A 24,324-nucleotide genomic window follows, 5' to 3' on the forward strand; every position below is an offset into this window, starting at 1 on the left:
GCGTCTACAGAAGGGTCAGACGAAAGAGTCGTCGTCGCCGCCAAAGAACGAGGAGCTGTCATCGCTGTAGTCGGCGTCGGCAAAGCCGCCCCGGTCGTTGCCGTAGGAATCGTTACCGGCCATGCGCTGATCGTCGCCCCAGCCATTGTTGCCCTGGTCGTTGACCTGGGCCGGCACTTCCTTGATGACTTCGACGATTTCTTGCGGCTGCTGATTGTGATGGAACAGGCTGCTGATGCCTTCTGCCAGCATTACGCCACCCGCGACGCCCGCTGCGGTTTTCAGCGCGCCGCCGAGGAAACTGCTACCGGCCGCTGCTGGAGCCTGTTGCTGCGGTGCATAGCCCTGCTGTGGATAGTTCTGTGGCGGGGCACCGTAGTTTTGCTGCGGCGGTTGGCCACCGAACGACGAACGGCCAGGCTCACGCCAGCCGCCACCGCTCGATACCGGTGCGCTTTGGCTCGGCGCCGGCTGCGGCTCGCGGGAGCTGCCACCAAAGATGCTCGACAGGAAGCCGCCACTGGTCGGCGCCGGCGCCGCTGTCTGTGCCTTGGCCTGTTGCAGTTCGGCCTGCAATTGCTGGACTTGTGCCGTCAATTGCTTGTTCTGCTCGTCGAGGCTCTTGATTGCCGCCTCTTGCACCAGAATCGCCTGGGTCATGAAGTAGCCAGCTGCGGGTTGGCGAGTCAGGTGTTCCTTGATCCGCGCCTCGGCCAGGGCGTCGCGCGGAGCTGAGTTCGTTTCGGCCTGTTGCAGCCGGGAAAACAGTCCATCGATCAGGGTTTGTTCTTCGCTGTTCATGGCGACCTCTTAGATTGCCGGGAAAATCGTTGCCTGTATCCACACAGGATAAGGTGCTCGACCTTAATGGAGGCTGAAACAAGTTGTTTCAATGACCTTTACCGAACGTTTACGTTTGTGCCCTTGTGCACATCATCGGTTAAAGTGGGCCACTGCTTTCAACCTGCGATACCGACTGATGAATCCGTTCGATGTACTGCGTGACTCCCTGTATTTCTTCAAACGCAATCTGGGTCAGATTGTGCAACTGTGCCTGCCGCTGGTGATCATCGAGGCCCTGCTGCAACAAGTGGTCGACCGTTCCACCGAGCCGGACAGTTTTCCCGGCGTGAGCGTGATCGTCGGTTTGCTGGTCTATCCGCTGTACACCGCCGCGCTGATTCTGTTTCTCGATGCCCGCAGCCGGGGGGAATCGCCCCGTAACCGCGATCTGCTGGCAAGGTCCGCCTACCTGTGGCCGCGCTTTGCCTTGCTGACCGCCCTCAATACCGTGCTGATTCTGCTCGGCCTGTCCCTGTATTTCCTGCCCGGCATTTACCTGATGGTGACCCTGGCCTTCGGCGAGTACCTGCTGGTGCTGCGTGGCCTGGCCCCGCTGGCGGCGATGAAGGAAAGCCTGCGCCTGACACGCGGTCATTTCATACGCATCCTGGTGTGCATTCTGTGCGTGATGGGGCCGTTGTGGGTGCTCAAGGGCGCGACGCTGGCGGTGTATCCCGACCCGCAGAACCCGGCGATCTCACTGTTGATCGACAGCGCCCACAGCTTCCTGCAACTGTTTACCAGCGTGGTGTTGTTCCGCCTGTTCATGCTGATCGGCGATGCACCGGAAAAAATCGAGGGACCACGCTGACCTTGGGCGACGGTTCGTCACTCGGGTATGCTCGGGATCAATTTTCGTAACACTGATAAGCCGAGCCATGACCCGACCACTGCGCTACGCCCTGCTGGGATTGTTGATCGTGACCGGCCTGGCAGGCGCGATGGTCTACAGCCTGACCTGGCGCCCCGACGCCAGGGAAGTGCTACCGGTCAGTTGCAGTACTCAGGCCCCCCTCCTGGCACCTGGCCAGGCGTTGAAGGTGATGACCTGGAACGTCCAGTACCTGGCGGGCAAGCGCTACGTGTTCTGGAATGACCAGGCGGCCGGCACCGACGAAGCCCCCACCGCCGACGACATGGCCTTCAGCCTCGATGAAGTGGCGCGGGTGATTCGCGACGAGCAACCGGACGTGGTGTTGTTGCAGGAACTCGATGACGGCGCCAAGGCCAGCGATTACCAGAATCAGCTCAAACTCTTGCAGGAACGGGTCGCCGATCTCTATCCATGCAGTGCCCACGCATTCGACTGGAAAGCCGATTTCATCCCTGATCCGCACATTTTCGGCAGCGTTGGCCGGCAATTGGCGACCTTGAGTCGCTACGAGATCGAACACGCCGAGCGCCTGCAACTGCCGGTGTCACAGGTCAACCTGATCAGCCGTCAGTTCAAGCCGAAAGACGCCTTGCTGCTCACCTACCTGCCGTTGAGCGATGGCGGCCAGATGGCGATCCTCAACACCCACCTGGACCGTGCGACCCAACTCGACGACACCCTGCAAACGCAAATCTCGGCCGTGACCAAGGTCCTCGACAAATTCGAAAGCCGTGGCACGCCCTGGCTGATCGGCGGCGATTTCAACCTCCTGCCGCTGGGCCAATACCAGCGCCTGCCCAGCGAGCAACGCACACCCTATTCCGCCGACAGCGCCTTGCATGCGCTGTGGGACAAATACCCGATGATCCCCACCAACAACGAGGCCAGTGGCATCGACCGGGCGCGCTGGCTGACGCACTACCCGAACGATCCGGGCGTGAGCGGCCCGGACCGGACGGTCGACTACCTGTTCTACAGCCCGCGCATCAAACGGGTTGAAGCGAGGGTGCGACAGGACGATACGTTGCGCATCTCTGACCACTTGCCGTTGATCGCCCGGTTCCTGTTGCCGGCGGCGCCGTAGCGCCACGCTCCAGGCCAACACCGAACCTGTACGTGCCTGCTCCGGGCGGCGTTCCGACGATGGCGATTCATCATTCAAAAAGGATGTCGACTGACATTCCGCCATCGCGAGCAGGCTCGCTCCCACAAGGAATGTGCATCAATGCACCTCTTCCAGATCGTCATGCAGCAAGCCGAAAATCTTGCGTTTCATGTCGATGAACGAGTGCTCCATGACCATGTCCAGCGTGCGTGGGCGCTCGATCGGCACGTCGAGAATCTGCTTGATCCGCCCCGGCCGCGCGCCCATCACATAGACCCGGTCACCGAGCAGAATCGCTTCATCGATGTCATGGGTGACGAACAATACGGTCTTCTTGCTGTTGCCCCAGACCCGCAACAACAGCTGCTGCATTTGCAGGCGCGTCTGGCTGTCGAGAGCGCCGAAGGGTTCGTCCATCAGCAGGATCTGCGGGTCGTTGGCCAGCGCGCGGGCGATCGCCACGCGCTGCATCATGCCGCCGGAGAGCTGCTTGGCGTAGTTGTCGGCGAAGTTGCTCAAGCCGACTTCGTTGACGTAGTAGTCGACAATGTCCTTGCGTTGCGCCGCCGACATGCCACGGCGCTTGAGACCGAACTCGACGTTCTGGCGCACGGTCAGCCACGGAAACAGCGTGTAGCTCTGGAACACCATGCCGCGATCCGCACCCGGCCCCTGCACTTGCTGGCCTCCCACATAAATCTCGCCCGACGTGGGTTCGTTCAGGCCGGCGGTAAGGTACAGCAGGCTCGACTTGCCGCACCCCGAAGGGCCGACCAGCACGGCGAATTGCTGATCCGGCACTTCGAACGAGACCTGCTCCAACGCGGTAAACGTGCCGCCATCGGGCTTTTTGTAACGCAGGCTGACCTTGTCCACTTGCAGTCGTGGCGCGGCCTGCACCGCGGTGGCCTGGGAGTTGGCGAATCGATGATTGGCAGCGGTTACTGAGCCCATGCGGTGATCCTCAGACGAAGGAAACGGAACAGTTGATCGGTAGCGAGGCCCAGCAGGCCGATGATGGCGATGGCCAGGAAAATCACATCCACCTGAAAGCCGCGCATGGCTTTGAGGCTCAGGTAGCCCAGGCCACTGGAGGCCGCGACCAGTTCGGCGACGACCAGGTAAGTCCAGGCCCAGCCCATGGTCACGCGCAGGGTGTCGAGCACGCCCGGCAATGACGCCGGAGCAATGACATGCAGCACCGCGTCGCGGCGGTTCGAGCCCAGGGTGTAAGAGGCGTTGATCAGGTCCTTGGAGATGCCCTTGGACACGTCCGCGATCATTACCAGTTGCTGGAAGAACACGCCGAAGATGATCACCGACACCCGCTGCTCCAGACCGATGCCGATCCACAGAATGAACAGCGGCACGAAGGACGTAACCGGCAGGTAGCGGATGAAGTTGACCATCGGCTCGAGGAACGCCTGGACGATGCGGAAGCTGCCCATCAGCAGCCCCAGCGGCACGGCGACCAGGGACGAGACAATGAAACCGACCATCACCACTTCGACGCTGGCCCATACGTGCTGGCCGAGAGTGCCGTCGCGACTCAGGCGCACGGCGGCCTCGACCACGGCGCCCGGTGTCGGCAGGAACATGCCCGGCACCACGCCGCCGTAGGACAACCCGGCCCAGAGGCCGACCAACAAGACCCAGGCCAGGCCGCTCGCACTCCAGATCACCGACACCGGCAAACCGGTCTTGGGTGTGATGCAGCGGCTCAGCCATGAATTGCGCTTGAACATGCAAACCTCCTAGAGCGGGCTGACGAAACGGTTGTCGATCAGGTCGTCATTGCTGACGTTGTACGGCTTGCCCTGCAGCTCGCTGGCGGTCTCGTTGGCCAGTTTGATCAGCGGTTCGCTGTCACCCGGCTTGCCCGGCGAGCCGAGCAGTTGTTCGCTCATGGCCTGATCGTAGAAACGCACGCCTTTGGCGGCTGCGGCCAGTTCCTTCGGATCGGCCAGGTAGCCGCCGACACCCTTGGCCATGATTTTGTAGGCTTGCTCCGGGTGGTCCTTGGTGTACTGCACGGCCTTGTACAGACCGGCCACCAGGGCCTTGACGTCTTGCGGTTGTTTTTCGATGACGGTGCAGTTAAGTGCCACCACGTCGACAATCACCCCCGGCGTGCTGCTGCTGTCGATCAGCACCTTACCCTGTTGCTTGTCGCGGACCATCGACAGGTGCGGCTCCCAGGTCACCGCCGCGGGCACGCGACCGGCGATGAACGCGGTGGCGGCGTCGTCAGCCGTCATGTTCTGCACGGTGATGTCGCTCATGGTCATGCCCTGTTTTTTCAGCAGGTAAGACAACCAGAACTGTGAGGTCGACCCTTCGTTGACCGCCACGGCCTTGCCTTTGAGTTCCTGCAGGCTCTTGACGTCCTTGCCCACCAGCACGCCATCGCCACCATGGCTGTCATCCAGCGCAGCCACCGCCTTGAAGCAAAACTGCGGACGGTATTTCAGCACTTCGTCGATGGTCGAGGCCGAGCCCGACAACTCGCCCGACGCTTGCGCCGCCATGTACATCGAAGCCTCTTCGACGACCGGCAGTTCCACGGTCAGACCGTTTTCCTTGAAGTAGCCCAGGTCCTGGGCGAGGTAGAGGGTGCCGTAGCCGACCCAGGTGGTGTGACCGATGGACAGGGTGCCGGCCTGGGCGCTGGTGGCGACCGTCGCGGCGATGGCGGTGACCGCCAGTGGATAGGTAACGCGGGTAAGCAAGGACTTGATCATGGAGCACTCCCAAAGCTGTTGATTTAGTTTTGATGGGCAGTACGACCAGCGGCCCCGGATATCAGCTGCCACCGGCGGTCTCTGATGGACCTTGGGTTGGGCAGCATGGGGCTGACTGGCAAAGTCGATGTTGGCCCAAGGCAGGGCTTAGGAAAATGAGGAAATATGTCGATGGGAACGATGAAAAAACTGGGTAGCGTGCGCGGTACAAGGGCGGACTTGGCGGGGATGCACAGGGTGGGGGCAAAAAAGGAAAGGTGTGTGTTGAATGGGCAAAAACAATCGCGAGCAGGCTCGCTCCCACAGGGGTTAGATGTCGACACCATTACCGGGTTCGACACAATCTCACTGTGGGAGCGAGCCTGCTCGCGATAAGGTCCGCAGGACCTTCAGACGCTGTTAGAGCCGCCCATATTCCTGCGCCGTGCGATCGACCGCTTTCAGGGTCTTGCCCACCAGCTCGTCAATCTCTTCACGGCTGGCAATCAACGCCGGCGCCATGATCATCCGCCCCAGAGTCGAACGAATGATCACCCCTTCTTCAAAGCCAATCGTGCGGCAGCGCCAGGCGATGTCGTTCTCGTTGGCAAAGCGTTTACGGCTGGTTTTGTCTTCGGCCAGTTGCAGTGCCGCCACCATGCCCGTGCCCTGGATATCGCCCACCAGCGGGTGATTGCCGAACACCTCGCGCAGACACTGTTGCAGGTACGGGCCGATGTCATCCTTGACCCGCGCCACCACCCCTTCATCACGCAATGCCTTGAGGTTGGCGATAGCCACCGCCGCCGCTACCGGGTGCCCGGAATAGGTCAGGCCGTGGGCGAACACACCGCCCTGCTCCACCAGCACCTGGGCCATTTTTTTCGACAGCACCAGGCCACCCATCGGGATGTAGCCCGAGGTCAGGCCCTTGGCGATGGACAACGTATCCGGCTCAAAACCGAAGTACTCGTGGGCGAACCATTCGCCGGTACGACCGAAGCCGCCAATCACTTCGTCGGCGCACAGCAGCACGTCGTACTTGCGGCAGATGCGCTGGATTTCCGGCCAGTAGCTTTCCGGCGGGAAGATCATGCCGCCCGCGCCCTGGAACGGTTCGGCGATGAAGCCGGCCACCTTGTCCGCACCCAGTTCGAGAATCTTCGCTTCCAGCTGCTGCGCTGCACGCAGGCCGAATTCGGCCGGCGTCAGGTTGCCCTCGTGGGCGAAGAAGTACGGTTCGTCGATGTGTTCGATGTCGGGGATCATGCCGCCCATTTCGTGCATGAATTTCATGCCACCGAGCGCCGTCGCGGCCAGGGTCGAACCGTGGTAGCCGTTCCAGCGGCCGATCATGATTTTCTTCTCGGGCTTGCCGAGCACTTGCCAATAACGGCGCACGGTACGGATCAACACCTCGTTGGCTTCGGAGCCGGAGTTGGTGTAGATCGCGTGGCTGTAGTGACCCGGCAGCAGGCTGAACAACAGCTCGGATAGCTCGATCACCTGCGGGTGGGTCGTGTGGAAAAACATGTTGTAGTACGGCAGCTGTTCCAGCTGCTGGCTCGCCGCCAACGCCAGGTCCTTGCGCCCGTAACCGAGGTTGGTGCACCACAGCCCGGACATGCCGTCGAGGTAACGCCGACCGTCGTTGTCCCACAGGTGCAGGCGCTCACCACGGACCATCACCCGTGGCCCTTCGTCATTGAGTGCCTTTTGATCGACGAACGCGTGGATGTGATGCGCGGCGTCGGCTGCCTGGTAGTCGCGGGTTTCACGTGGGGTGGTCATCGCCAGTTCTCCGTTTTTGTTATCAGCGCAATTGAAACCAGGTGGTCTTCAACTGGGTGTATTTATCGAATGAGTGCAGCGACAGGTCACGGCCAAAACCGGACTGTTTGCCACCGCCGAAAGGCACGGTCACGTCCAGCGCATCGACGCTGTTGACCGACACGGTCCCGGCTCGCAATTGTCGCGCCACGCGGTGGGCGCGATTGAGGTCGTCGGTCCACAGCGATGCCGCCAGACCGTAGACGCTGTCGTTGGCCAATTGCAAGGCGTGGGCCTCGTCATCGAACGCCGTGACCGCCAGCACCGGGCCGAACACTTCGTCGCGAAACAGCGGCATGTCCGGGCTCACGCCGGTAAAGATCGTCGGCTGGATGAAGTTGTCCGAGCCGTTGAAGATCGACTGCCGGCCGCCACAGACGCGGGTCGCGCCCTGCTGCTCGGCCTGCTGGATGAACTTCATGATGCGGGCTGTCTGGCGGCTGTCGACGATGGCGCCGGCGGTGCTCGACGGGTCCAGAGGATCACCTGGCTGCCAGCGCTCGGCCTGGGCCTTGAGGCGCTCGACGAATTCATCGTGAATCGAGCGCTGCACCAGCAACCGCGAGTTGGCGGAACAGACTTCACCCTGATTGAAGAAGATGCCGAACGCGGCTTTTTGTGCCGCGAGATCAAGGTCCTGACAGTCGGCGAACACCAGGTTCGCGCTCTTGCCGCCGCACTCCAGCCACACCTGTTTCAGGTTCGATTGCGCCGAGTACTGCATGAAGTATTTGCCGACTTCGGTAGAACCGGTGAACACCAGGCAATCAACGTCCGGGTGCAGGCCGAGGGCTTTACCGGTCTGTTCGCCAAGCCCCGGCAGTACATTGAGCACACCGGCTGGCAGTCCGGCTTCCAGCGCCAGTTCAGCCAGGCGCAGCGCGGAAAACGGTGACTGTTCGGCCGGTTTGAGGATCACCGAGTTACCCGCCGCCAGGGCTGGCGCGAGTTTCCACGCGGCCATATCCAGTGGAAAGTTCCAGGGCACCACGGCCGCGACCACGCCCAACGCTTCGCGGGTGATGGTCGCCAGCACGTTCTGTGCGCTGGGGGCGACCTGATCGTAGAGTTTGTCGAGGCTCTCGGCGTACCAGCGGAACACCCCGGCGGCGCCCGGCACGTCGATGTTGTAGGCGTCCATGACGGGTTTGCCCATGTTCAGCGAATCGAGCAGCGCCAGTTCTTCGCGATGGACCAGAATCAGATCGGCCAGGCGCAACAACACTTGCTTGCGCTCGCTTGGGGAACGCGCCGCCCAGGTGCCGGCTTCGAACACCTGGCGCGCGTTGCGCACCGCCGCCTCGACGTCCTCCTCGCCGCAGGCCGCCACGTTGGCCAGATGCTGGCCAGTAGCGGGGTTGATGGCCGCGAATGTCTGTCCCGACTGCGCTGCACGGGATTTGCCGTCGATCACGGCCTGGTCGGGTAACCGCAGCGCAGCGGCCTTGTTTTGCCAGTATGCAAGCTCGAACACGTTCAGATGCTCCATGGGCTTTTCTTGTGCATTGATGGTGGCCCAGGCCCGTGTCGAGGAAAAATAGTAAAAATGTCTTCGCAGACGATGAAAAAACTGGGTAGCCAATCTCCCGGGTTGCGCTGCATGTGGTTATTGTTCAAACACAACAAAAACTTCGCCTGACGGGATGCGGGCGGTGCGCAAATTGCTTGGATGCCTTACCCGTCCGTCCCGAGGTTTGTCGTGGCTGCCTACAACCTGCGTCAATTGAAGTACTTCATTACCACCGTCGATTGCGGCAGCGTCGCCGAGGCTTCGCGCAAGTTGTACATCGCCCAGCCGGCGATCTCCACGGCGATCAAAGGCCTGGAAGACAGCTTCGGTGTGCAACTGCTGATCCGCCATCACGCCCAGGGCGTCTCCCTGACACCCAGCGGTGCGCGCTTCTACCGCAAGGCCCAGGAGCTGCTGCGCATGGCCAAGGAGTTCGAGCAGAACGCTCTGGCCGACAACGATGTGGTGGCCGGGCAAATCGACATCGGTTGCTTCGAAACCGTCGCGCCGCTGTACCTGCCCCAGCTTATTGCCGGGTTTTCGGCGTTGTACCCGGGGGTGAAAATCCGTATCCGCGACGGCGAGCAGCAGGAGTTGGTGCAAGGCCTGACCTCGGGCACCTTCGATCTGGCGATCCTGTATGAACATGACCTGGACGCCACCATCCAGACCGAACCCCTGATGCCGGCGCAGCGCCCTTATGCCTTGCTGCCGGCGGATCATCGCTTTGCCCAGTTGAAGCAAGTGTCGCTGCGCGACCTGTGCCTGGAGCCGATGATTCTGCTGGATGTACAGCCGAGCCGGACCTACTTCGTCAGCCTGTTCGAGGAGCTGGGCCTGACGCCGCACATCGCTTTCAGCTCACCGTCGATCGAGATGGTGCGCGGGATGGTCGGGCAAGGGTTTGGTTTTTCGATCCTGGTCACACGGCCGCATTCGGAATGCACCTATGACGGGCAGAAAGTGGTGTGCGTGGACATTGTCGAGGATGTCACGGGGTCTGGATTGGTGGCGGCGTGGTTGAAACGTGGCCAATTGACCAAACCGGCGCAGATGTTTGCCGATTATTGTCGCGAGCAGCTCACCGAAAAATCCGAAAAAACACACCCGACCCTGTAGTCGCCGGCTTGCTGGCGAAGGGTTTGGAACCTGTGGTGTTTTGCAGGACGCCTTCGCTGGCAAGCCAGCTCCCACAAGTTCCGTGGTGGTTCGGCGGACGCCATCTTTAGGAGCCGGCTTGCCGGCGCCTACTTGCGCGGCTTGATCCGCGCGGTCGCTTCGGCCACCAACGGGTCATCCGGCCAGTAGTGTTTCGGGTAGCGCCCCTTCAAGTCTTTCTTTACCTCGGCGTAGGTGCTGCGCCAGAAGTTCGCCAGGTCCTGGGTCACCTGCACCGGCCGCCGCGCCGGGGACAACAGATGCAGTTTGACCACTTGCCGGCCACCGGCGATGCGCGGGGTCTCGGCCAGGCCAAACAGTTCCTGCAGACGCACCGCCAGAATCGGCGGCTGTTCGCTGTAATCCAGACGGATCGACGAACCCGACGGCACGCTTAAATGATGCGGGGCCAACTCGTCGAGCCGTTGCGGCAAAGGCCAGGGCAACAGGTTATGGACGATGCTCGACAGGTCCAGGTTGGCGAAGTGACTGAGCCGCGAGACCTTGCCCAGATAAGGCATCAGCCAGTGCTCCAGGGTTATGAGCAACGCGGCGTCGCTGACATCCGGCCACTCACTCTCGCCCTTGCCGGCCAGATCCAGTTGGCGCAACAAGGCTACCCGCGCCTGCCACTGACGCAGCTCCGGCGTCCACGGCAACAATTCCAGCCCCTTGCGGCGGACCAGATTGACCAGCGCCTGACTGCGGGCGGACTCATCAAGGCCGGTCAGCGGTTCGCGGCTGAGGATCAGTTCCCCAACCTTGCGCTGGCGCTCGGCTCGCAACACGCCTTCGCGTTCGTCCCAATCCAGTTGATCGACCACCCGCACCTGCTCGGCCAGCACCGAGTCGAACAGCGCCGGATCGAAATCCGTCGCCAGATAAATCCGCTCTTCACGCTGGCCCTGACGACTGCCAAGGTCGGCGATCACCAGCCAGGGTTGTTTCATCAGGCTGTCCGCTTCGGCGAACAAGGCTGCCCGGCCGTTGGCCAGTCGATACTCGGCGCCACCCGCGCGGCGCTGCTGGGCAACGCGGTCGGGGTAGGCCAGTGCCAGCAGCGCACCGAGCCAGCGCGGGTGATCGGGATCGCTGACCGGCTCCGTGGCCTTGCCGCGCAGATAGCCTCGATATTGCCGCGCCAGTTGCCGAGCCCGCTGCACCCCGCCCTGGGCACCGCGAGCGGCGCGCGCTTCGCCGGACAACAACACCAGTCGGCTGTGCAGATCCGCGCCGGCACCACGCAAGATGTCGCGCTCGCCGAGCAGCGCCGCCACATCGCAGGCCATGTCTGCCAAACCGAGGGCCTGCCCGCGCAACAGCAAATGGGCGATGCGCGGATGCGCCGGCAACTCGGCCATGGCCTGACCGTGACGGGTCAGCGTTTCGCCGTCCAGTGCGCCCAGACGTTCGAGCAGATCCTGCGCCTGCGCGTACGCGGCGGCGGGCGGCACATCGAGCCAGACCAATTGCCCGGGTGCCACGCCCCAGCGGCCGAGTTGCAAGGCCAGGCCGGCGAGATCCGCCGAGAGAATTTCCGCACTGCCGTAGGCCGCCAACTGTTCGTGTTGATCCTGCGACCACAGGCGATAGCAAACGCCAGGCTCCAGTCGCCCGGCGCGGCCCGCACGCTGGGTCGCACTGGCCTTGGAGATACGTTGCGTGTCGAGGCGAGTCATGCCGCTGCCGGGGTCGAAACGCGGTACGCGCGCCAATCCGGCATCGATGACGACGCGCACGCCGTCGATGGTCAGGCTGGTCTCGGCGATGTTGGTGGCCAGCACCACTTTGCGTTTGCCTGACGGCGCCGGATCAATCGCCGCCCGTTGCGCGGCCAGGTCCAGTTCACCGTGCAACGGGCAAAGCAACACTTGAGGGTTGTCGCCCAGCGCATCGGCCAGTTGTTGATGCACGCGGCGAATTTCCGCCTGCCCCGGCAGGAACACCAGCACGCTGCCGGTTTCATCGTTCAAGGCTTCGAGGATGGTCTGCACCAGGCGTGGCTCGATGAATTCACCGGCCTGAAACGGCCGCCCCCAGCGCATCGCCACCGGGTACATGCGCCCTTCGCTGCGCAGGATCGGCGCATCGTCCAGCAACCCGGCCAGGCGTTCGCCCTCCAGGGTCGCGGACATCAGCAGGATTTTCAGCGGTTGATCGTCGCGAAACAGCTCCCGACCATTGAGGCTCAGGGCCAACGCCAGGTCGGCGTCGAGGCTGCGTTCGTGAAATTCGTCGAAAATCAGCAGGCCCACGCCTTCCAGCGCCGGATCGTCCTGCAAGCGCCGGGTGAGGATGCCTTCGGTGACCACTTCGATGCGGGTGTCGGGGCCAACCTTGCTGTCGAGCCGGATGCGATAACCCACGGTTTCGCCGACTTTCTCGCCCAGCTCACTGGCCAGGCGCTCCGCTGCCGCGCGCGCCGCCAACCGGCGCGGCTCGAGCATGAGGATGGTTTGCCCGGCCAGCCACGACTCGTTGAGCAAGGCCAAGGGCACGCGGGTGGTTTTACCGGCGCCAGGCGGTGCTTCAAGCACGGCTTCGTGGCGCGTAGCCAAGGCTTCACGCAGGGCGGGTAAAACTTCATCAATCGGCAAAGAAATCATGCTGGCTCCCAAACAGAGCGGCGAGTATAACGGCGAACTGCCCAGTGTTCGTTGCGGTCCTAATTCATACCGATGACACTTCGTTTTGAAATGACCCAGGAGATTTCATATGCGTATTCCCGTTCGCCTGATTGGCGGTGTTCTGGTCGCGACCCTGCTGACCCAAGTAACAGCCTGCGGTTCGATCTTCTATCCGGATCGCCGTGGACAGATCGATGGCAAGATCGACCCGGCCATTGCCGCGCTCGATGCCGTTGGCCTGCTGTTCTATATCATTCCCGGCCTGATCGCGTTTGCCGTGGACTTCGCCACCGGCGCGATTTACTTCGAACCGGGCAAAACCGCCCAGGTCGACCCGGAAAAACTCAAGGAAGCCATCGGCGCCGACGGCAAGGTCGATAACCTCAAGTTGCAGGCTATTCTGCAGCGTGAACTGGGCCGCAGCTTCCCGCTGGATGATCCACGCCTGATCCAGCACAAGGGCAGTGCCCAACAACTGGCCATGTTCGGCCTGCAACCCGCCGCGTAATCGGTGCATTTCAAGGAAAGGCCGCCCTTATGATCTCCAGCTCCGAACACGCCCGCCTGCTGCGGCTGGCGACCCGTGCCTCGGTGGCGGTGGCTTGCACGCTGGTCGTCGCCAAAGCCATCGCCTGGTGGCTGAGCGGATCGGTGAGCATGCTCGCCGGGTTGACCGACTCGGCACTCGACGGCATCACTTCGATGCTCAACTTGCTGGCCGTGCACTATGCCCTGCGCCCCGCCGACGACGATCATCGCTACGGGCATGGCAAGGCCGAATCGCTGGCCGGCATGGCGCAAGCGTTGTTCATCGGCGGCAGTGCGGTGCTGATTGCGATGCAGGCATTCGAGCGGATCAAGCATCCAGAGCCGGTGGGCGCGCCATGGATCAGCATCGGGGTGATTGTGTTCTCGCTGGTCCTGACCCTGGCACTGCTGATATTGCAGCATCGTGTGGTCAAGGCCACGGGCTCCAATGCCGTACACGCCGACTCCTTGCATTACCGCTCGGACATGCTGCTCAACGGCAGCATACTGTTGGCGCTGGTGCTGGCCGGGTTTGGCTGGCATCAGGTCGACGCCTGGTTCGGTCTGGGTATCGCCGCGTACATCCTCTGGAGCGCGGTGCAGATCGCCCGGGAAAGTTTCACGGTGCTGATGGATGAAGAGCTGCCGCCGGATGTCAGCCAGCACATGCTCGAACTGGCATGCGGCGTTCCGGGGGTGCTGGGCGCGCATGACCTGCGCACGCGGGTGTCCGGTAATCAGTGGTTCGTACAACTGCACCTGGAATTGCCGGGGGATCTGACGCTGTCAGTTGCCCACGGCATCAGCGATCAGGCCGCCGATGCGATTCACGCCGCCTACCCGCGAGCCGAGGTGCTGGTGCACGCCGACCCGCAGGAAGCGGTGAACGCCGCCCGGGCTCAGTAACTCACCTGATAGCCGCGACTGCTCAGGCAATTGCCCTGAGCCTGGCGGTAGGCCTGCACCACCGAAGGGTCCGGTTGGTAGGTTGCGGTTCGCGGATCGAAACCGCTCTGCTGCACCGCGTATTGATAGCACTCGTAGCCATCCTGATTGACCTGTTCCTGGGACTGGCCGTTGGCCGGGTACGCCACCACGTCATAACTGTTGTTGACGGGTGGTGGCGGCTGTTGTGGCTGCGGCTGCGGTTGAAGGCTGCCAACCGGTGGCTCGACCACGACGTAGTCCTGGGTGCTCTCCTGATAGGCGTAATACGCGCCCGCCGCCAAAAATAGCACCGTACCGCCGATCAACACCTGCTCGGCGTAATCGGGCAAGTAACTGACGCGAATTCCGCGCGGCGGTTCGACCACCACATAGCGTGGGCCCAGTGGGCGATACCAGTAGCCGCCGGAGTAGAAATAATCCATGCCGCGGTACGGCACGCGGTATTCGCGGTCGGGGAAGCGATCGATCACGTGGCCAGGGCGATACTGCGGTCCTGGGCCCCAGCCATTGTCGTGTCCGTTCGGGTGGCCCTGCCACTGATTGTTACTCGACGGCGAACCGGTGTAGCCGCCCCAGTGCTGGTTGTTGTCGTTGCGACGCGGAACGTCCTGGTAATACCCGCGCTGCGGTGGCTGGGTCTGGCGCACCGCATCGGGCCGGGGCTGGATGGGCAAATCATTGGCCGGCAATTGCGGTGACGGCGGCGGCGGGCGAACCGGGCTGTTGTAATCGGGCGGCGTATGGCGCTGCCACTGACCCTGGTTCTGATGCTGGTCGTTGTGTTCGAACTGCCGGCTGTTTTCGCCACGATTGACGTCGTTGTTCTGCGGACGTGGCGGGTTCTGTGGTTGACCTTCCTGCGGGTGCGGCTGATTGTTGCCGCCATGACCCTGATTGTTTCCCTGATGACCGCCCTCCCAGCGCTGCCCACCATCGGGCCCCCGGTTCTGCGGCTCGTCGGCGAGCGATTGCGCAGTGACACTGACACACAGCAAACCAACTCCGGCCAAACGCCAGATGCGCGACTTCATGCTTTTCCTCACTGTGGGGACTGCTGGGGTACGGATTGCGTAGGAGCGAGCCTGCTCGCGATGAACTCAAGCGCAATGCGTTTATTCAAAAAGCACGCGCGTCATCGTTAACGTCCATCGCGAGCAGGCTCGCTCCTACAGTGAAGCGAACAGCGCTTGTACGTAAGACTGGAAATGCACAGGCTGGTTCTGCAACAGGTTATCAGTCGCGCAACTTATTTATTGAGGACGGGCGTCAAATGACGGGCAAGAAAAAGGGGAGACCCGTCGGCCTCCCCTTGAGAACTTCGTCCGTGCTCGACGCTTTTGACGTCGGCTCACCTCACGCCGTCTTCTGGACAGTGTGTAGCTCGGGGGCCGGCACATCCCCTGTGGGGGTGGCGACCGCAGCTGGCCTGATTGGGCGAGCCGCACTGGACTGTTTGTCCGAGCAGTGATTCTGGTGATAAGAATAGGCTCGGAGGGCCGGCAGAGGATTGCGAAGATTGCTCAAATAAACATTACTTGCGCAATTTTTAACCCTGGATAGATAATCTGCCGCAATAGTTATGACAAAGGCCTGATTGATGAGCAAACTCGACCGATACGACCTGAGCATTCTGGCTGAATTGCAGCGTGATGCACGCATCTCCAATCAGGAGCTGGCCGAACGCATCGGCCTGTCACCGTCGCCGTGCTCACGGCGGGTCAAGCAACTGGAGGATGACGGCTACATTTCCCGCCAGGTCGCCCTGCTCGACCGCAAAATGCTCGGCCTGAGCCTGACAGCCTATGTGCTGATCGGCATGGACCGCCATACGCCGGAGCGCTTCGAGAACTTCGAAGCGGCCATCCGAACCTTGCCGCAAGTCCTGGAATGCAGCCTGGTGACCGGGATGGATGCCGACTATCAGCTCAAGGTCGTGGTGCCGGACATGGATCACTACCAGAAACTGCTGCTGGGGCATCTGACGCGGATTGAAGGCGTGACGAGCGTGCGGTCGAGTTTTGTGTTGAATCAGGTTTTGAACAGCACTGAGCTGCCGCTGACTCATCTGCGAAGCTGAGGACGCCATCGCGAGCAAGCTCGCTCCTGCAGGGATCTTCAGCGCACCAGGATCAACCGTAGGAGCGAGCTTGCTCGCGATGGGGCCGCAACAGCCGACGAATGACTGCGACACACCGCCGCAGGTCAATACTGCCCTCCACCAGCGAGGCGTATACTCCCCGCGCCCTTTTAGCCTCGCCCGCGTGGAGATGTTCGATGGATCCTGCAGTTTTCGAAGAGTGGATGATGACCGGCCTGGTCTCCATCCTGATCATTTTCATGGGTTTCATCGTCTGGGATCTGGCGAAGAAGTCCAAGGCCGGGCGTTTCGGCTCGTTCATTCTGTTCTTCGTACTGGGCCTTGGCGTAGCGGCATTCGTCATCAAGAGCGTGGTGATCGGACTGATCGAGTCCGGCACTTTATAAGCGCGCCGGCACTTCCTTCCACTGGCCTTGATCGAGCCCTTCGAGAGTCCAGTCGCCGATTCTGACCCGCACCAGGCGCAACGTCGGCAGTCCGACCGCCGCCGTCATGCGCCTTACCTGACGGTTACGTCCCTCGCGAATCACCAGCTCCAGCCAACTGGTCGGCACACTCTTGCGAAAACGCACGGGCGGATTGCGCGGCCACAACTCGGGCTCGTCGAGTTGCCGCGCCTCGGCAGGCAAGGTCATGCCGTCGTTCAACTCCACGCCATCACGCAAACGCTGCAACTGCTCGGCGCTCGGCTCCCCTTCCACTTGCACCCAATAAGTCTTGGCCAGTTTGTGTTTCGGATCGGCGATCCGCGCCTGTAGCTGACCGTCGTTGGTCAGCAGCAGCAAGCCTTCGCTGTCACGGTCCAACCGTCCGGCGGGGTAAATCCCCGGGATCTCGATAAAGTCCTTGAGCGTCGCCCGACCTTCGCCATCGCTGAATTGCGTCAGCACATCGAACGGTTTGTTGAACAGGATCAGTTTTGGCTCGGCCGGTGGTGCCTTGGCGACACGGCGCGGGGCCGAAGGGGATGGCTTCGCGCCAGGACGGCGGGAAACGGGACGTTGAGGACGGGACATGGCAAAAGAGACATCTAACGGTCAGGGCTGCTAATGCTAGTGCCCTGACCGCTAAATGACCATGACAAACCGTTAGCGGAACGGCGGTTCGTCGAAGCTGCGCAGTTTGCGCGAGTGCAGCGAGTTGAGTTCGGTGCGCAGCAAGTCCACCGCCTCGATGCCGATCTTCAAATGCTGGCTGACCGCGCGCTCATAGAAAGCGTTGGCCGAACCCGGCAGCTTGATTTCACTGTGCAGCGGCTTGTCCGACACGCAGAGCAACGTGCCATAAGGCACGCGCAGGCGATAGCCCTGGGCGGCGATGGTGCCGCTTTCCATGTCCACCGCCACGGCGCGAGACAAGTTGATCAGTGGACGCTCCTGGGCCCAGCGCAATTCCCAGTTGCGGTCGTCGTAGGTCAGCACGGTGCCGGTGCGCAGACGCTTTTTCAGTTGGTCGCCTTGCTCGCCGGTGATGTTGGCCGCCGCTTGTTGCAAGGCCATCTGCACTTCGGCCAGGGCCGGGATCGGAATGTTCGGCGGTACCACCCGGTCGAGAATCCCGTCGCGGCGCATGTAGGCGTGCGCCAGCACGTAGTCGCCAATGGTCTGCGACTGACGCAAGCCGCCGCAGTGGCCAATCATCAGCCAGCAGTGCGGACGCAGCACCGCCAGGTGATCGGTGATGTTCTTGGCGTTGGACGGGCCGACGCCGATGTTCACCAGGGTCACGCCATGACCGTCGCTGGCGATCAGGTGATAGGCCGGCATCTGGTAGCGGTGCCAGACCACGCCGGCGGCAATCGCCGAGGCTTCACCGTGGTCCATGCTCTTTTCGATGATCACGTTGCCCGGCAGCACCATGCGGATGAAACGCGGGTCTTTGCGCAATTGTTCAAGGCCATGGACGATGAACTGGTCAACGTAACGGTGGTAGTTGGTCAGCAGGATCCACGGCTGCACATGACGCCAGTCGCTACCGGTGTAATGCACCAGTCGGCGCAGGGAGAAATCCACCCGCGCGGCATCGAACAGCGCCAGCGGCAGCGGGTCGGTGTTTTCCCAATCGTACAAACCATCGGCAATGCCGTCGGTCGCCGCCGACAGGTCGGTACTCGGGAACACCCGCGCCAGCACGGCCGCGGTGACGCCCGAGCCAGCCAGCTCATCGCCCTGCTCGACTACGTACGGATAAGGAATGTTTTGCTGACTGACACCGACCTCTACGGTCACGGTGAAGTCGTGCATCAGAGGTACGAGCTGTTCCAGCAGGTATTTACGGAACGCCGACGGGTGGGTCACGGTGACGCTGTAGGTGCCCGGTAACTGAACCTTGGCGTAGGCGCGGGTGGTCTGCGGGACTTCGCCCTGGCAATGGTAGGTCAGACGCAATTCGGGATAACGGAACAATGCCCGCTGCTCGGCATCGGGCTCGACGCGATCCTTGAGGTAGCGCTTGAGCGCCTGGCTCAATGCGGTGGTTGCACGATTGTGCAAGAGCGCAAGCCGGTCAACGGCTTGCTCGGCGGTTTGAACGACAATAAAAGCTTCGGTCACGATCAGCATCCTGTGTTCTGACTTGCAGGCCTTCATCTTGCCTGCATCGTCGCTTCACGGGAACAGTGGCATGCTGATACAAAAATATTGCACACACCGAAAACCCTGTGGGCTTGCCCGCGATGAGGGCCTATCAATCGACCTATCTGTTGACTCAGATACCGCTATCGCGGGCAAGCCCGCTCCCACAGGTTGTGCAGTGTTTTTATTGTTCGTGGTCAAAAACCCTGCGGAGTCGATCGGGCGACGATGGCTTCAACATCCAGCCCCCGTGGCAACGCGCCATATACGCGTCCGGCAGAACCGAGGCGGCTGGCGATGAAGGCATCGCTCACCGCCGCATTGCCCGCCTCCAGCAGCAGTTTGGCTTGCAGCCCCAAGGCAATGTCTTCGGTCAATTGCCGGGCACGGTACTGAATGTCGCCGGTGTCCTTGAAGGCCTTTTGCAACTGACTGATATGCGCAGCCAGGCGCTTGTCGCCATGGCCATCACCCAACTCCGTGAACAGGGCATCGAGGGCACCCGGCTCTTTCGACAGCGCTCGCAGCACGTCGAGGCATTGCACGTTGCCGGAGCCTTCCCACGTCGAGTTGACCGGCGCCTCGCGGTACAGCCGCGGCAGGATGCTGTCTTCGACATAACCGGCCCCGCCCATGCACTCGGCGGCTTCGTTGATCATGGCCGGCGCGCGCTTGCAGATCCAATACTTGCCCACTGCCGTCACCAACCGCGCGAATTTTGCTTCCTGTTCGTCACCCAGATGATCCAGCGCCCGGCCCATGCGCAAACTCAAGGCCAGGGCCGCTTCGCTTTCCAGTGCCAGGTCAGCCAGCACGTTTTGCATCAAGGGCTGTTCGCTCAGTAATTTGCCGCCGACCGAGCGGTGTGCACAGTGATGGCTGGCCTGGGTCAGCGCCTGACGCATCAGCGAACTGGAGCCGACCATGCAATCGAAGCGGGTCATGGCCACCATCTCGATGATGGTCGGTACACCCCGCCCCTCCTCGCCGACCATCCAGGCCAGGGCGCCACGAAACTCCACTTCGCTGGAAGCGTTGGAGCAATTGCCGAGTTTGTTTTTCAGGCGCTGGATGTAGAACTGATTGCGCGTGTCATCCGGGCGATGGCGCGGCAGCAGGAAACAGGTCAAGCCCTTGTCCGTCTGCGCCAGGGTCAGGAAGGCATCGCACATCGGCGCCGAACAGAACCACTTGTGCCCCAACAGTTCATAAGCCTGGCCAGGACCGCTGGCACCGACCGGATAAGCCTTGGTGGTGTTCGCACGAACGTCGGTGCCGCCCTGTTTCTCGGTCATGGCCATGCCGAGGGTGACCCCGGCCTTGTGGGCCATGCCGATGTTGCGCGGGTCATATTCGGTGGCGAGCACTTTCGGCAGCCATTGTCTGGCCAGATCCGGCTGCAGGCGCAGGGCCGGTACGCTGGCGAAGGTCATGGTCAGCGGGCAGCCACTGCCGGCTTCGGCCTGGCTGTGCAAGTAGGTCATGGAAGCCCGGGCGACATGGGCGCCGTCCTGCGGGTGCGCCCAGGGCAACGAGGTCAGGCCATGTTCGATCGCCGTGCGCATCAGTTGGTGATAGGCCGGATGAAATTCCACCAGGTCGATACGATGCCCATAGCGGTCGTGACTGCTGAACACCGGCTTGTTCTCATTGGCCAGGAATCCCGCCTCCATCAGCGGGCCCCCGGCCAGTGCACCGTAGGCATCGATCCGCGATTCGGCCCAACCGGCCCCGAAACGCCGCGACCACTCCTGCAACGGCAAGTCGATGCGATACAGGTTGACGCCATCGAGGGACGGCGGCTGATTGGTGACTTCGTGGGTTTCGGCGAACTGGTGCAGGTTCATGACGGGGCTCCTTTGGTTAGCCAAGGAGACCAGTTAAGCACCGCACCTCGGCCGAACAAAGTGTCATATCCGCCTAACTTCCGGCGCTTTCACCCTGTTTCGCGCAGAGCACCCGACGATAGAGCGCAACCTGCAAATCTTCGAATTTCACCGGCTTGCTCAGGTAGTCGATCATTGCGCCAGTCGGGCAGCGCTCCCGGTCAACACCCAGTGCGATCATGAATATCGGCACGTCGGCGCAGCCCGGCAAGGCGCGGATCTGGCAGCAGACCGACACATCGTCCAGCGCTGGCAACTGACAATCGAGCAAAACGGCGTCGAAGGTTTCACGCTGCAACAACTCCAGTGCAGTGAGGCCGCTGTCAGCGGTGCGGACCCGGAAACCGAGCTTGAGCAACATGCCGCGCATCACCAGCTGATTGATACTGTTTTCGTCCACCAGCAGCACCGAGCAATCCTGCGGCAGGCGCAGGCGCGGGAAATCCCGAGCCATGGAGGGCGCTGCCGAATGCTCCAGTGCCGGCACTTCGAACTCGACATCGAGCTGGAAGCGACTCCCACGTCCAGGCTCCGAGCGATGAGTCAGGCGTCCACCAAGCAATTCCACCAACTGCCGGCAAATGGCCAGCCCCACGCCCAAACCGCCGTATTCACGGGTCATCGAACCGTCAAGCTGGAAGAAGCGCTGATACATGGTCGCCTCCCCCAGATCGGTAAAGCCGATACCGGTGTCGATCACTGCGAAAGACAGCGCCAACCGGTCAGGCTCCACAGCCTTCCCCGTCACCCGCAACGCCAGCCCGCCCACTTTGGTGAACTTGATCGCGTTATCCAGCAGGCACTCAAGGCATTGCGCCAGCTTGGTGCTATCGCCATGCAGTCGATCCGGCACGCCGGGTGCCACGTCGACCTTGAAGTCCAGCGACTTGCCCGACGCATTGCCGTCGAATTGCACACGCAATGCCTCGATCACACCGCGCAAACTGAAGGTCTCGGGGTAGACCTTGAGTTTGCCGGCCTGCAACTCGGTCAGGGTCAGAATGCCGTTGACCATGCGCATCATTTCCCGCGCCGATCCCGCGGCTGTTTGCTGGTATTGCTCCAGCTCGGGGTCCATCTCGACGGTCTGCATCAGCTCCAGCGAACCGATCACCCCGTTCATGGGCGTGCGCAGTTCATGGGTCAGGGTGGCGAGGAATTCGTCCTTGAGCTTGTTACTGCGGGCCAGTTGCTGGTTGAGCACTTCCAGTTTTTGCCCGGCGTCGAGCAACGTCTGCGCCTGCTGCTCGCGCATGGCGTTGATGCGGTCGGCCAGGGCCAGAGATAGCAGCGCCACTTCAATGGCCGAACCGATCTGGCTGGAGTACATGGTCAGGAATACGTTCGGCAGGTAACCCAGCACCATCAGTGTGTTGATGATGCCCCCCAGCAAAAAAGCCGACCAGGCAATGATGAAATACCGCGCCACCCGCAGGCCCCGCAGCCAGGCGAAAATCCCCGCAGAAAAAATCACCACGGTGAAGCTCAGTGCCAGCGCCGTGGCCAGGCGCAGGGCCAGGGCGTAGCTGGTCATCAAGGACAACCCGACCACCAGCGCGCTGAACGCCACCAATGCCAGCAACAAGCGATCGAGCCAACGACTGTGGTTGGCTGTCTGCAAGAAACTGCGAGCGAACTGGCTGCCGAACAGTCCGGCGCAACCAATGAAAAATGGCGTCGCGGCGTTGGCCCACCAGGGATTGTCCGGCCAGAAATACTGCACGGCGGCGCCGTTCACCGAGAGCTGGTAGAGGCCGAACGAGGCAATGTAGACGATGTAGTAGAGGTAACTGGTGTCGCGCACACTGAGGTAGATGAACAGGTTGTAGACCACCATGCCCAACAGGACGCCGTAGATCAGCCCCAGCACATAGAGGCGCACCGGTTGTTCTTCGAGATACGCCGTGCTCGACCACAATGTCACCGGCGCCTGGATCGAGCCTTCGCTTTGCAGACGCAGGTACAGGGTTTGCGACTGGTCGGCGGTGAAATTCAGATTGAACAGGTAGTTGTTCTGACGGATCTCGCGACTGGCGAACGGCAAGGCATCGCCCGTCCGGCGAACCAATTGATAGTTACCGGCCGCATCAGGCAAGTAGAGGTCAAGGTGATCGAGGGGTGGATAAGCCAGTTCCAGCAGCCAGGTTCGTTGCACCGTCGGGTCGGTCGGGCGGTAGCGCAGATCGATTTTCAGCCAGAACACCGAACGCGAGTATCCGGCATTGAGGGTGTCTTTATCGTGAGGCTTGAAGTTGCCGGCCGCTGCCTGGGCGCGCACATCGGCAATGGTTGCCTGCCCCCCTGCGTCTTCAAACACCTGCAGGGATCGGCCCAGGGGAAGGCTTTGAGTGGACTCATCGAATTCGATGGCGTTCGCCAAAAGGGGCAAACACAAGATCAACATCAGCAAATAGCGCATTGGTGCCCCAGCGTGGCCTGTCCGGTCCTGTCAGGAAGCCCCCCATTCCTTTTGAGTAGACGTAAAACCGGTGTTACCTGTTATTGATTTGGATCCACTCTAGCATAGCCGTTGATGGCCATTGAGCACTACTGAAATTTTTCCTACAAAGGCTCTAGCACGGGTGTTCCAGAGAAGATTATTGAGATAGAGCTGTTTGACTGATCAGGCAGCAAAAATCGCCGGGCAACGTGCTTGTGGCGAGGGCGCTTGCTCCCGCCGGGCAGCGAAGCGGCCCCAACAGTTTGTCCGTTGCGCCGGGCCATTGGACTTTACGACTGCTTCGCATTCGAGCGGGAGCAAGCGCCCTCGCCACAAGCATGTCGCCGCACCCGAAAAAAGATGTTTGGTGGTAAGCTCGCGCACCATGAATATCTATAGCTCTCGCCCCGTTGTCCTCTGTCTCTCCGGCCACGACCCAAGTGGTGGCGCCGGCTTGCAGGCAGATATCGAAGCCCTGCTCGCTCAGGGTTGCCATGCGGCTCCGGCCGTCACCGCCCTGACCGTGCAAGACACGGTCAATGTCACTGACTTCCGCGTCCTCGACCGTGAGTGGGTGTTGGCCCAGGCCAATGCCGTGCTCAACGATTCCGAGGTCGCGGCCGTCAAACTGGGCATGCTCGGTTCACTGAAAATGGTCGACACCGTGGTCGAACTGCTTTCGGCGCACCCGCATTTGCCGGTGGTCTGCGACCCGGTGTTGCGCGCCGGCGGCGGCGGACGCCTGGGCAAGGACGAAGTCGGCTACGCCATGCGTGAACGCCTGCTTCCCTTGTCGATCATCGCCACCCCCAACCTTCCCGAAGCCCGCATCCTCGCCGAACTGCCAGAAGGCACCGCGGACGAGTGCGCTGAAAAACTCCTGCCGTTCGTCAAACACCTGCTGATCACCGGTGGCCATGGCGACGAAACCGAAATCCACAATCGCCTCTACAGCCGCGACGGTCATCGCGACACCTTTACCTGTCAGCGCCTGCCCGGCAGTTATCACGGTTCCGGCTGCACCCTGGCCAGCGCCCTCGCCGGCCGTCTGGCCCAGGGTGAAAACCTCGCCAGCGCCGTACAGACTGCACTTAACTACACGTGGCGCACCCTGCGTGATGCGGAGCAGCTGGGCAAAGGGCAATTCGTGCCACGCCGCCTGCCACTGGACTTCTGTTCGTAAC

The 24,324-nt window shown here is 61.7% G+C and carries 20 protein-coding genes; 8 read left to right on the forward strand and 12 right to left on the reverse strand.

The features are described from left to right. Positions 1-15: 15 nt before the first annotated feature. Positions 16-801, reverse strand: coding sequence for a DUF2076 domain-containing protein (locus tag ACGJAX_RS02490; protein ID WP_090325412.1), 786 nt, complete (start codon positions 799-801; stop codon positions 16-18). 178 nt (positions 802-979) lie between these two features. Here ACGJAX_RS02490 and ACGJAX_RS02495 point away from each other — a divergent pair, with 178 nt between their 5' ends. Beyond that, positions 980-1,654 carry a YciC family protein gene (locus ACGJAX_RS02495; protein ID WP_090325414.1) on the forward strand — a complete coding sequence of 225 codons (675 nt, stop codon included), beginning with the start codon at positions 980-982 and terminating at the stop codon, positions 1,652-1,654. Between the two features lie 67 nt (positions 1,655-1,721). Continuing rightward, on the forward strand, positions 1,722-2,801 hold the full coding sequence (locus ACGJAX_RS02500) for an endonuclease/exonuclease/phosphatase family protein (RefSeq protein ID WP_390957339.1): 1,080 nt from the start codon (positions 1,722-1,724) through the stop codon (positions 2,799-2,801). A gap of 138 nt (positions 2,802-2,939) precedes the next feature. On the opposite strand, the gene ACGJAX_RS02505 is transcribed toward ACGJAX_RS02500, so the two are convergent. The 5 genes from ACGJAX_RS02505 to ACGJAX_RS02525 form a co-directional block, all read right to left on the reverse strand. After that, the gene (locus ACGJAX_RS02505) at positions 2,940-3,776 is read right to left on the reverse strand and encodes an ABC transporter ATP-binding protein (protein ID WP_090325418.1); all 837 of its coding nucleotides are present in this window, start codon (positions 3,774-3,776) and stop codon (positions 2,940-2,942) included. Next, on the reverse strand, positions 3,764-4,567 hold the full coding sequence (locus ACGJAX_RS02510) for an ABC transporter permease (RefSeq protein ID WP_090325420.1): 804 nt from the start codon (positions 4,565-4,567) through the stop codon (positions 3,764-3,766). The genes ACGJAX_RS02505 and ACGJAX_RS02510 overlap by 13 nt, the downstream gene beginning before the upstream one ends. A 9-nt stretch (positions 4,568-4,576) precedes the next feature. Further along, a complete protein-coding gene (locus ACGJAX_RS02515; RefSeq protein WP_247254633.1) occupies positions 4,577-5,563 on the reverse strand; it encodes an ABC transporter substrate-binding protein in 987 nt (328 codons plus the stop codon). A 399-nt stretch (positions 5,564-5,962) separates the two neighbouring features. Beyond that, positions 5,963-7,333: an aspartate aminotransferase family protein gene (locus tag ACGJAX_RS02520; RefSeq protein ID WP_390957340.1), complete on the reverse strand. Its 1,371-nt coding sequence runs from the start codon at positions 7,331-7,333 to the stop codon at positions 5,963-5,965. 22 nt (positions 7,334-7,355) lie between these two features. Continuing rightward, entirely contained in the window at positions 7,356-8,846 is a 1,491-nt protein-coding gene (locus ACGJAX_RS02525) for an aldehyde dehydrogenase family protein (protein WP_390959794.1), read from the reverse strand. 225 nt (positions 8,847-9,071) lie between these two features. On the opposite strand from ACGJAX_RS02525, the gene ACGJAX_RS02530 reads away from it, so the two are divergent. Beyond that, complete coding sequence (locus ACGJAX_RS02530; protein WP_090325427.1) at positions 9,072-10,001, forward strand: LysR substrate-binding domain-containing protein; 930 nt, start codon at positions 9,072-9,074, stop codon at positions 9,999-10,001. A gap of 128 nt (positions 10,002-10,129) precedes the next feature. Here ACGJAX_RS02530 and hrpB read toward each other — a convergent pair whose 3' ends face one another. After that, positions 10,130-12,646, reverse strand: a complete 2,517-nt coding sequence (hrpB, locus tag ACGJAX_RS02535; RefSeq protein WP_390957341.1) for an ATP-dependent helicase HrpB — start codon at positions 12,644-12,646, stop codon at positions 10,130-10,132. A 109-nt stretch (positions 12,647-12,755) separates the two neighbouring features. On the opposite strand from hrpB, the gene ACGJAX_RS02540 reads away from it, so the two are divergent. Both ACGJAX_RS02540 and ACGJAX_RS02545 read left to right on the forward strand, forming a co-directional pair. Beyond that, positions 12,756-13,175, forward strand: coding sequence for a polyribonucleotide nucleotidyltransferase (locus ACGJAX_RS02540; protein WP_390957342.1), 420 nt, complete (start codon positions 12,756-12,758; stop codon positions 13,173-13,175). 29 nt (positions 13,176-13,204) lie between these two features. Then, positions 13,205-14,101 (forward strand): cation diffusion facilitator family transporter, encoded by an 897-nt coding sequence (locus ACGJAX_RS02545; RefSeq protein ID WP_390957343.1) that lies wholly within the window; start codon positions 13,205-13,207, stop codon positions 14,099-14,101. On the opposite strand, the gene ACGJAX_RS02550 is transcribed toward ACGJAX_RS02545, so the two are convergent. Then, positions 14,095-15,174, reverse strand: coding sequence for a DUF6515 family protein (locus ACGJAX_RS02550; protein ID WP_390957344.1), 1,080 nt, complete (start codon positions 15,172-15,174; stop codon positions 14,095-14,097). The genes ACGJAX_RS02545 and ACGJAX_RS02550 overlap by 7 nt on opposite strands. A gap of 566 nt (positions 15,175-15,740) precedes the next feature. Here ACGJAX_RS02550 and ACGJAX_RS02555 point away from each other — a divergent pair. Both ACGJAX_RS02555 and ACGJAX_RS02560 read left to right on the forward strand, forming a co-directional pair. Then, positions 15,741-16,220, forward strand: a complete 480-nt coding sequence (locus ACGJAX_RS02555) for an Lrp/AsnC family transcriptional regulator (protein ID WP_007937367.1) — start codon at positions 15,741-15,743, stop codon at positions 16,218-16,220. 197 nt (positions 16,221-16,417) lie between these two features. Beyond that, positions 16,418-16,627, forward strand: a complete 210-nt coding sequence (locus ACGJAX_RS02560) for a DUF2788 domain-containing protein (protein WP_007937369.1) — start codon at positions 16,418-16,420, stop codon at positions 16,625-16,627. On the opposite strand, the gene ACGJAX_RS02565 is transcribed toward ACGJAX_RS02560, so the two are convergent. The 4 genes from ACGJAX_RS02565 to ACGJAX_RS02580 all read right to left on the reverse strand — a co-directional run bounded on the left by ACGJAX_RS02565 (position 16,622) and on the right by ACGJAX_RS02580 (position 23,119). Further along, on the reverse strand, positions 16,622-17,257 hold the full coding sequence (locus ACGJAX_RS02565; RefSeq protein ID WP_090325438.1) for a pseudouridine synthase: 636 nt from the start codon (positions 17,255-17,257) through the stop codon (positions 16,622-16,624). The two genes, ACGJAX_RS02560 and ACGJAX_RS02565, sit on opposite strands and share 6 nt — an antisense overlap. A 72-nt stretch (positions 17,258-17,329) precedes the next feature. Continuing rightward, positions 17,330-18,829, reverse strand: coding sequence for an AMP nucleosidase (amn, locus tag ACGJAX_RS02570; protein WP_174552488.1), 1,500 nt, complete (start codon positions 18,827-18,829; stop codon positions 17,330-17,332). A gap of 182 nt (positions 18,830-19,011) precedes the next feature. Continuing rightward, the gene (locus ACGJAX_RS02575) at positions 19,012-20,661 is read right to left on the reverse strand and encodes an acyl-CoA dehydrogenase family protein (protein ID WP_390957345.1); all 1,650 of its coding nucleotides are present in this window, start codon (positions 20,659-20,661) and stop codon (positions 19,012-19,014) included. A 73-nt stretch (positions 20,662-20,734) separates the two neighbouring features. Then, the gene (locus ACGJAX_RS02580) at positions 20,735-23,119 is read right to left on the reverse strand and encodes a 7TM diverse intracellular signaling domain-containing protein (RefSeq protein WP_390957346.1); all 2,385 of its coding nucleotides are present in this window, start codon (positions 23,117-23,119) and stop codon (positions 20,735-20,737) included. A 406-nt stretch (positions 23,120-23,525) separates the two neighbouring features. Here ACGJAX_RS02580 and ACGJAX_RS02585 point away from each other — a divergent pair, with 406 nt between their 5' ends. Then, a complete protein-coding gene (locus ACGJAX_RS02585; RefSeq protein ID WP_390957347.1) occupies positions 23,526-24,323 on the forward strand; it encodes a bifunctional hydroxymethylpyrimidine kinase/phosphomethylpyrimidine kinase in 798 nt (265 codons plus the stop codon). Position 24,324 lies beyond the last annotated feature (1 nt).

It is taken from the genome of Pseudomonas moorei (genome assembly GCF_042846945.1).
Lineage (GTDB): Bacteria > Pseudomonadota > Gammaproteobacteria > Pseudomonadales > Pseudomonadaceae > Aquipseudomonas > Aquipseudomonas moorei.

Coding starts and splice junctions, on each gene's coding strand:
- ACGJAX_RS02540 (WP_390957342.1), top strand. CDS start 12,756: ATGCGTATTCCCGTTCGCCTGATTGGCGGTGTTCTGGTCGCGACCCTG.
- ACGJAX_RS02555 (WP_007937367.1), top strand. CDS start 15,741: ATGAGCAAACTCGACCGATACGACCTGAGCATTCTGGCTGAATTGCAG.
- ACGJAX_RS02510 (WP_090325420.1), bottom strand. CDS start 4,567: ATGTTCAAGCGCAATTCATGGCTGAGCCGCTGCATCACACCCAAGACC.
- ACGJAX_RS02515 (WP_247254633.1), bottom strand. CDS start 5,563: ATGATCAAGTCCTTGCTTACCCGCGTTACCTATCCACTGGCGGTCACC.
- ACGJAX_RS02490 (WP_090325412.1), bottom strand. CDS start 801: ATGAACAGCGAAGAACAAACCCTGATCGATGGACTGTTTTCCCGGCTG.
- hrpB (WP_390957341.1), bottom strand. CDS start 12,646: ATGATTTCTTTGCCGATTGATGAAGTTTTACCCGCCCTGCGTGAAGCC.
- ACGJAX_RS02565 (WP_090325438.1), bottom strand. CDS start 17,257: ATGTCCCGTCCTCAACGTCCCGTTTCCCGCCGTCCTGGCGCGAAGCCA.
- ACGJAX_RS02580 (WP_390957346.1), bottom strand. CDS start 23,119: ATGCGCTATTTGCTGATGTTGATCTTGTGTTTGCCCCTTTTGGCGAAC.
- ACGJAX_RS02560 (WP_007937369.1), top strand. CDS start 16,418: ATGGATCCTGCAGTTTTCGAAGAGTGGATGATGACCGGCCTGGTCTCC.
- ACGJAX_RS02585 (WP_390957347.1), top strand. CDS start 23,526: ATGAATATCTATAGCTCTCGCCCCGTTGTCCTCTGTCTCTCCGGCCAC.
- ACGJAX_RS02500 (WP_390957339.1), top strand. CDS start 1,722: ATGACCCGACCACTGCGCTACGCCCTGCTGGGATTGTTGATCGTGACC.
- ACGJAX_RS02545 (WP_390957343.1), top strand. CDS start 13,205: ATGATCTCCAGCTCCGAACACGCCCGCCTGCTGCGGCTGGCGACCCGT.
- ACGJAX_RS02550 (WP_390957344.1), bottom strand. CDS start 15,174: ATGAAGTCGCGCATCTGGCGTTTGGCCGGAGTTGGTTTGCTGTGTGTC.
- ACGJAX_RS02520 (WP_390957340.1), bottom strand. CDS start 7,333: ATGACCACCCCACGTGAAACCCGCGACTACCAGGCAGCCGACGCCGCG.
- ACGJAX_RS02505 (WP_090325418.1), bottom strand. CDS start 3,776: ATGGGCTCAGTAACCGCTGCCAATCATCGATTCGCCAACTCCCAGGCC.
- ACGJAX_RS02575 (WP_390957345.1), bottom strand. CDS start 20,661: ATGAACCTGCACCAGTTCGCCGAAACCCACGAAGTCACCAATCAGCCG.
- amn (WP_174552488.1), bottom strand. CDS start 18,829: ATGAAGGCCTGCAAGTCAGAACACAGGATGCTGATCGTGACCGAAGCT.
- ACGJAX_RS02495 (WP_090325414.1), top strand. CDS start 980: ATGAATCCGTTCGATGTACTGCGTGACTCCCTGTATTTCTTCAAACGC.